Below are 1,034 nucleotides of genomic sequence, written 5' to 3' on the forward strand. Positions count from 1 at the left end.
CTTCCGGCGTTACCCCAACGCCGCGCGCGCGCGTCGCCAGGAAGGCATCGCCCAGTTGCGGGTCAGCGTGGGCCGCGATGGCAGCCTGCTGGCGCTCTCGCTGGAAGCCACCTCCGGCTTCCCGCTGCTGGACCAGGCCGCGCTGGAGACCTTCCGCCGCGCCGCGCCATTGCCCAAGGTGCCGGAGGACCGCCCGGCACCGGTGGAACTGTCGTTCCCGGTGGAATTTTTCATGCGGTGAGGCGCGTACCGGCCAACGGCCGGTACCTACCCGCCATCGCGCCCCCCGCCTAGAATGGGCGGCATGAGCACCCTGACCTTCCGCGCGGCCACTGCCGCCGACATCCCCGCCCTGATCGCCCTGGTCACCTCGGCCTATCGCGGCGACGCCAGCCGCGCCGGCTGGACCACCGAAGCCGACCTGCTGGACGGCGCCCGCATCGACGCGCAGGGCCTGCAGGCCGACCTGGCCAAGCCGCGTTCGACCATCCTGCTGGCCGAACGCGAGGGCCAGCTGGCCGCCTGCGCGCACGTGGCCGACGACAACGGCAAGGGCTATTTCGGCATGTTCTCGGTCGACCCCACCCAGCAGGGGGGCGGCATCGGCAAGCAGATGATGGACGCCGCCGAGGCCCACGCCGCCCGCGAATGGGGCGTGCCGGTGATGCAGATGACCGTGATCGACGTGCGCGAGGAGCTGATCGCCTTCTACGAGCGCCGTGGCTACGCACGCACCGGCATCAAGAAGCCGTTCCCCTATGGCGACGAACGCTTCGGCATCCCCAAGCGCGACGACCTGCGCTTCGAGATTCTGGAAAAGCCGCTGGTGGTTCCCGCGTGAGCGAGACCTGGACCTTCGTCTGCGCCAGCGCCGACCTGCTGCCGGGCGAGATGAAAAGCACCTTCGACGAGGTCACCGGCACCCCGATCGTGGTGTTCAACCTGGACGGCGAGCTGTACGCCCTGGAAGACCAGTGCACCCACGACGAATTCGAGCTGTCCTCGGGCACCTTCGACACCGCCGAGGCCAGCAT

General features: G+C 69.5%; 3 protein-coding genes. All 3 read left to right on the forward strand.

From position 1 onward, the window contains the following. A partial coding sequence (locus DBR34_RS16790; RefSeq protein WP_146186867.1) for an energy transducer TonB occupies positions 1-241 on the forward strand: 241 nt, incomplete at its 5' end. Between the two features lie 63 nt (positions 242-304). Further along, complete coding sequence (locus tag DBR34_RS16795) at positions 305-841, forward strand: GNAT family N-acetyltransferase (RefSeq protein ID WP_128097645.1); 537 nt, start codon at positions 305-307, stop codon at positions 839-841. Further along, the coding region (locus tag DBR34_RS16800) for a Rieske 2Fe-2S domain-containing protein (protein ID WP_146186868.1) at positions 838-1,034 on the forward strand (197 nt) is incomplete at its 3' end. The genes DBR34_RS16795 and DBR34_RS16800, both read left to right, overlap by 4 nt.

Source organism: Stenotrophomonas sp. HMWF003 (assembly GCF_003061285.1).
GTDB lineage: Bacteria > Pseudomonadota > Gammaproteobacteria > Xanthomonadales > Xanthomonadaceae > Stenotrophomonas > Stenotrophomonas maltophilia_AP.